The sequence below is a fragment of the Bradyrhizobium sp. genome, from assembly GCF_030646015.1.
GTDB lineage: Bacteria > Pseudomonadota > Alphaproteobacteria > Rhizobiales > Xanthobacteraceae > Bradyrhizobium.
This window is the reverse complement of record NZ_JAUSLT010000009.1, coordinates 1-5,994: the sequence shown is the minus strand read 5'-3', so window position 1 is coordinate 5,994 and position 5,994 is coordinate 1. Positions and strand designations below refer to the sequence as shown.

Here is a 5,994-nt window from a genome sequence, read left to right as displayed (position 1 = left end):
ACGCAGCCCATGAGCACGTCTTCGAGCTGGTCGGGAGCAGCGCCCGAGCGCTCGACCAGCGAATCCAGCACGGAAGCCGCGAGATCGGCCGGATGCCAGCCGGCGAGGCGTCCTCCCTTGCGGCCGCCTGCGGTGCGTGCTGCGGCGACGATATAGGCCTCGGCCATGAACGTTCTCCCTGATTGTTTTGGGTGGGGTTTGAATGATGGGCCGGATTTAAGTGGCGCAGGGGGATTTAGTCAATCAATCAATTAACTCTTGAGTGCGGCCACGGCATCGGGTTATCTGCGCCCGGATTTCCCGGCAGGCAGGACGCCCTGAGTAGGTCATGGAATCGCAGTTGAATACCAGCGTACCGACAAAGCTCCCGAGCGGAAAAAACTCGACGGCCGAGAAACTTCTGGTCGCGGCCAGCGAGTTGATGATCGAGCGTTCCTCGATCGACGTCTCGCTCAGCGACATCGCGCAGAAATCCGGCGTCAACGCCGCGCTGGTGAAATATCATTTCGGCAACAAGGACGGCTTGTTGCTGGCCCTGCTGGCGCGCGATGCCGCGACCGAGGTGGCGAACCTGGAATATCTGCTGGCGCAGCCGATCGCGCCGACCGCGAAGCTGAAGCTGCATATCGCCGGCATCATCCGCGCCTATCACCAGTTCCCCTATATGAACCGGCTGATCCATTATCTGCTGCATGAAAGCAGCGTGGACGCCGCCGATGAGGTCTCGAAATTCTTCGTCGCCCCGCTGCTGGATTTTCATCGCCGGCTGCTGGCCGAAGGCATCAAGGCCGGCGAGTTCCGCAGCATCGATCCCGTGCTGTTCTACACCAGCCTGATTGGCGCCTGCGACCATCTGTTTTTCGGCCGCCACGCGATGTCGCGCGCCACCGGCGTGGGACCCGTGACCGACGAGGTTTGCCGCCAGTATATCAAGCACATGGAAGCGCTGATCTGCGGCGGCATGCTGACCACGAATGAATCGGCTGCCGCTGCAGCCGAATGACTTTGCTTCAAGACGACCAAGCCTAGAGAAGAAACGCCCAAGGAAAGGTTCTATCATGCAGTTGAAAGACGTTGCCGTTCTCATCACCGGCGGTGGCTCCGGCCTCGGCGCCGCCACCGCGCGCGCCATGGCCGCCAAGGGCGCGAAAATCGGCGTGCTCGACCAGAGCATGGAAAACGCCGAGAAGGTCGCCGCCGAAGTGGGCGGCGTTGCCCTTCATGCCGACGTCACCAACGAGGATCAGGTCAAGGCGGCGATCGCCAAGGCCGAAGCCGCGCACGGCATCGCCCGCGTATTGATGAACTGCGCCGGCATCGGCGGGTCGCAGCGCACCGTCGGCAAGGACGGCGTCTATCCGCTGGCCAAGTTCGTCCGCATCATCAACGTCAATTTGATCGGCACCTTCAACGTGTTACGCCTTTTCGCGGAGCGCCTCGCGACCGAAGCGCCAGTCGGCGAAGAGCGCGGCGTCATCATCAACACCGCGAGCGTCGCGGCCTATGAAGGCCAAATCGGCCAGATCGCCTATGCCGCCTCGAAGGGCGGCGTGGTCGGCCTGACCTTGCCGGCGGCCCGCGATCTCGCGAGCCTGAAGATCCGCGTCAACACCATCGCGCCCGGCCTGTTCCTGACGCCGCTGCTGATGGGATTGAACGAGGAAGCCCGCAAGAGCCTCGGCGCCCAGGTGCCGCATCCGGCGCGGCTCGGCGACGCCTCCGAATACGGCAACCTCGCGGTGCACATCGTCGAGAACCCGATGCTCAACGGCGAAACCATCCGCCTCGACGGCGCCATCCGCATGGCGCCAAGGTAGGCTTCTCTTCCCTTCTCCCCCTGTGGGAGAAGGTGGCGCGAAGCGCCGGATGAGGGGGTCTCTCCGCAGGCAACCCCTCACCCAAGTGAATGCGACGCTGACGCCAGCGATGCCCTCTCCCACAAGGGGAGAGGGCGATGCGACTAGCACTGCGATCCGTGAATCCGTTGGGGTGAACGCGTGACAAGACCGCTGCTGATCGAACATGATGACGGCGTCGACACCGTGACGCTCAACCGTCCCGACAGCCTCAACGCGCTCAATCCCGATATGATCGACGCGCTCAATGGCTATTTCGAAGGCCTGCAGCGCAACCGTTCCACCCGCGTGGTGGTGCTGAAGGGGGCCGGCGCTTCGTTCTGCGCCGGGCTCGATCTCAAGCACGCCATGGCGCGCCGCGCCGGGCAGCAGGAACCGCCCGATGTCACCGAGTCGCTGGATTCGCAGCGCCGGATTGCCGACATCGTGCTCCTGATGCGGCGCTGCCCGCAGCCGATCATCGCGCTGGTGCAGGGCTCCGCGGCCGGCGGCGGCTTTGCGCTGGCGCTCGCCGCCGACATCCGCATCGCCACCCGATCGGCGCGGATGAACTGCGCCTTCATAAAGCTTGGGCTCGGCGGCTGCGACATCGGCACAAGCTATTTCCTGCCGCGGCTGGTCGGGGTCTCCGTGGCCTCCGAACTGATCCTGACCGGGCGGTTCATCCATGCCGAGCGCGCGCTGGCAGTCGGGCTGGTTTCGGAAGTCGTCGAGGAAGGCGGCCTCGATGCCGCGGCGGCGCCTTATGTCGAGGCGATGATGACGGCGTCGCCGGTCGGCCTGCGGCTGTCGAAGGAATGCCTCAACATGAGCGTCGATGCCGGCTCGATCGAGGCGGTGATCGCGATGGAAGACCGCAACCAGGTGCTGTGCAGCCGCTCGGAAGATTTCAACGAAGGCATCAGGGCCTTCCTCGAAAAGCGAAAGCCTGTGTATATCAAGCGCTAAGAAAAGGTCCGCAAAGGACCGGAATTCCGGGAGACGCAATATGAGTGGGAATGCCGCCGCGGTGCTGACAAAACCGGCCTTTCGCAAGATCGAATGGCTGGAGCGCGACATCGCGGTCGAGCGGCGGCCCGACGGCGTCATCATCCTGAAGTCGCGGATTCCGCTCAAGCCCTACGAGAAGCATATCCCGGCCTCATTGATAAAATGGGCGGAGGCCGCTCCCAGCCGGACCTGGCTGGCGCAGCGCGCCGGCGCCGACCGGCAATGGCGCAAGCTGTCCTATGGCGAAGCCAGGCGCACGGTGGACGGGCTGACGCAGGGCCTGCTCAATCTGAAGCTCGAGCCCGGCAGCCCGGTTGCCATCCTCTCCGGCAATTCGATCGAGCACGCGCTGATGACGATGGCGGCGATGCAGGCGCGCCTTCCGGCGGCCCCGGTATCCCCCGCCTATTCGCTGATGAGCCAGGATCATCTCAAGCTGAAATATCTGTTCGACCTGATCAAGCCGAAGGTGGTGATGGTGCAGGACGGCCCCGCCTTCGAGAAGGCGCTGAAGGCGCTCGATCTCGATGGCGTCACCGTGATCCATGTGGCGCGTCCGTGCGAGGGTATCGCGAGCATCGCCTTCGCCGATCTCGCGGCGACGCCTGTGACCAGCGACGTCGAGCAATCGATATCAGCGATCACGCCGGATACGGTGGGAAAGCTGCTGTTCACCTCCGGCTCCACCGGCATGCCCAAGGCGGTCATCAACACGCAAGCGATGATGTGCGCCAATGCCGCGATGATGATGCAGGTGCGGCCGCGCGATCCGAATGCGCCGCTCGCCACCTATCTCGACTGGATGCCGTGGAATCACACCATGGGCGGCAATGCGCTGTTCAATCCGGTGCTGACCGAGGGCGGCACGCTCTACATCGACGACGGCCGGCCGATGCCGGGCCTGATCGACGAGACGCTGCGTAACCTGCGCGAGATCTCGCCGACCTATTACGCCAACGTGCCGGCGGGCTATGCCGCGCTCGCCGCCGCGATGGAAAAGGACGACGCGCTGTGCCGCAGCTTCTTCCGCAATCTCGGCCTGATGGCCTATGGCGGGGCGCGGCTGCCCGACGATCTGTTCGACCGCATGCAGGCGCTGGCGGTGCGCGCCACCGGCGAACGCATCGTGTTCTATACCGGCTGGGGCTCGACCGAGACCGCGCCGACCTCGACCGGGACCTATTGGAACACCGAGCGCGTCGGCCTGATCGGGCTGCCGTTCCCCGGTGTCGAACTGAAGATGGTGCCATCAGGCGCGAAATATGAATTGCGGCTGCGCGGCGTCAACGTCACGCCCGGCTATTTCGGCCGGCCCGACCTCACCGAGGCCGCGTTCGACGAAGAGGGCTTTTACTGCATCGGTGACGCCGGCGTGTTCGTCGATCCCGCCGATCCCTTGCAGGGCATCATCTTCGCCGGCCGCGTGGTGGAGGACTTCAAGCTCACCACTGGCACCTTCGTTCATGTCGGTTCCCTGCGCACCGACGCCATCGCGGCAGCAACGCCTGTCGTGCAGGACGCGCTGGTCGCGGGGCAGGATCGCCCGTTTGTCGGATTGCTGGCCTGGCCCAATCTCCATGCCTGCCGGCAGATCACGGGCAATCCCGAAGCGACTTACGAGGACGTTGTAAAGCATCCCGAAGTGCTGGCTTGCCTGAAGCGCGGGCTGGAGGCCCACAACAAGTCGACCGCGGGCGCCAGCAGCATGCGCGTCGCGCGCGCCATGCTGATGACCGAGCCGGCCTCGATCGACGGCAACGAACTCACCGACAAGGGCTACATCAACCAGCGCGCCGGCCTGGAGCGCCGCGCGGCGCTGGTGGAGCGGCTCTATGCCGATCCGCCGGGAGAGGACGTGATTGTACTGCAATGAAGAATAACCGCCCAACCATCAACGTCGTCCCGGCGAACGCCGGGACCCATACGCCGTGGCGCTCATTGAAGGCAAGGTGGTCGACGCCTTTTGTCATCATGGACGCCGGTGGTTATGGGTCCCCGCGTTCGCGGGGACGACGACTAACAATAAACTCCTCACACTAGCCGAGTAACACGCCATGAACTTCGATTTTTCCGACGAACAAAAGCAGATGCGCGACGAAGCGCGGAAATTCCTCGCCGAAAAGTGCCCGCCCAAGGCGGTGCGCGCCGTGCTCGACGGCAATGCCAGCTATGACAAGGATCTGTGGAAGGGCCTTGCCGAGATGGGCTTTCTCGGCGTTGCGATCCCCGAGGAATTCGGCGGTGCCGGCGCCGGCCATCTCGAGCTCTGCGTGATTGCAGAGGAAATGGGCCGCGCGCTGGCGCCGGTGCCGTTTTCGTCGACGGTGTATCTCGCCGCTGAAGCCATCCTGCTCGCCGGCAGTGCCGCGCAAAAGAAAAAATGGCTGCCCGCCATCGCCTCCGGCGAAGCGATCGGCACGCTGGCGCTGTTCGAAGGCAAGGGCAATCCGTCGCCCGCCGCGATCAAGCTTGCCGCTTCCGGCGGCATGTTGAACGGCGTCAAGAAGCCGGTGCCCGACGGCGCCATCGCCGATTTCGCCGTGGTCGCCGCCCGCACCGGCTCGACCGGCCGCGACAGCGACATCTCGCTGTTCCTGGTCGATCTGAAAGCCGGCGGCGTCGAAGCCAAACCCCTGACTAATCTCGATCCGTCGCGCGGCCAGGCCGAACTCACCTTCAAGAACTGCAAGGCGGAGCCGCTGGGTGCTGCCGGGGAAGGCTGGAGCGTTCTAGCGCAAGTGCTCGACCGCGCCGCGGTGCTGATGGCGTTCGAGCAGGTCGGCGGCGCCGACCGTGCGCTGGAGATGGGCCGTGATTATGCGCTCGACCGTATCGCCTTCGGCCGCCCGATCGGTTCGTTCCAGGCGGTGAAGCACATGCTGGCCGACATGTATGTCTCGGCGACGCTGGCGCGTTCGAATTGCTACTACGGCGCCTGGGCGCTTTCGACCAACGCTGGGGAATTGCCGGAAGCCGCCGCCGCCGCCCGCATCAGCGCGACGCAGGCGTTCCAGCATTGCGCCAAGAACAACATCCAGGTCCATGGCGGCATGGGCTTCACCTGGGAATTCGACTGCCACATGTACTACCGCCGCGCCAACGCCACCGCGCTCGGGCTCGGCAGCCTGTCGTACTGGGAAGATCAGCT

5 protein-coding genes and 1 pseudogene are annotated in these 5,994 nt (G+C 64.6%); 5 read left to right on the top strand and 1 reads right to left on the bottom strand.

Annotation, left to right across the window (positions count from 1 at the left end; translation table 11 throughout):
* Positions 1–167, bottom strand: a pseudogene (locus Q7T45_RS00815) (acetyl-CoA C-acetyltransferase); the annotation flags it as partial.
* 161 nt (positions 168–328) lie between these two features.
* On the opposite strand from Q7T45_RS00815, the gene Q7T45_RS00810 reads away from it, so the two are divergent.
* The 5 genes from Q7T45_RS00810 to Q7T45_RS00790 all read left to right on the top strand — a co-directional run.
* A complete protein-coding gene (locus tag Q7T45_RS00810) occupies positions 329–1,003 on the top strand; it encodes a TetR family transcriptional regulator (RefSeq protein WP_304866172.1) in 675 nt (224 codons plus the stop codon).
* A 55-nt stretch (positions 1,004–1,058) separates the two neighbouring features.
* Positions 1,059–1,817, top strand: coding sequence for an SDR family NAD(P)-dependent oxidoreductase (locus tag Q7T45_RS00805; protein WP_304866170.1), 759 nt, complete (start codon positions 1,059–1,061; stop codon positions 1,815–1,817).
* Positions 1,818–1,997: 180 nt separating this feature from the next.
* On the top strand, positions 1,998–2,804 hold the full coding sequence (locus Q7T45_RS00800) for an enoyl-CoA hydratase/isomerase family protein (RefSeq protein WP_304866168.1): 807 nt from the start codon (positions 1,998–2,000) through the stop codon (positions 2,802–2,804).
* A 40-nt stretch (positions 2,805–2,844) separates the two neighbouring features.
* Positions 2,845–4,719, top strand: a complete 1,875-nt coding sequence (locus Q7T45_RS00795; RefSeq protein WP_304866166.1) for an AMP-binding protein — start codon at positions 2,845–2,847, stop codon at positions 4,717–4,719.
* Positions 4,720–4,900: 181 nt separating this feature from the next.
* A partial coding sequence (locus tag Q7T45_RS00790; RefSeq protein WP_304866164.1) for an acyl-CoA dehydrogenase family protein occupies positions 4,901–5,994 on the top strand: 1,094 nt, incomplete at its 3' end.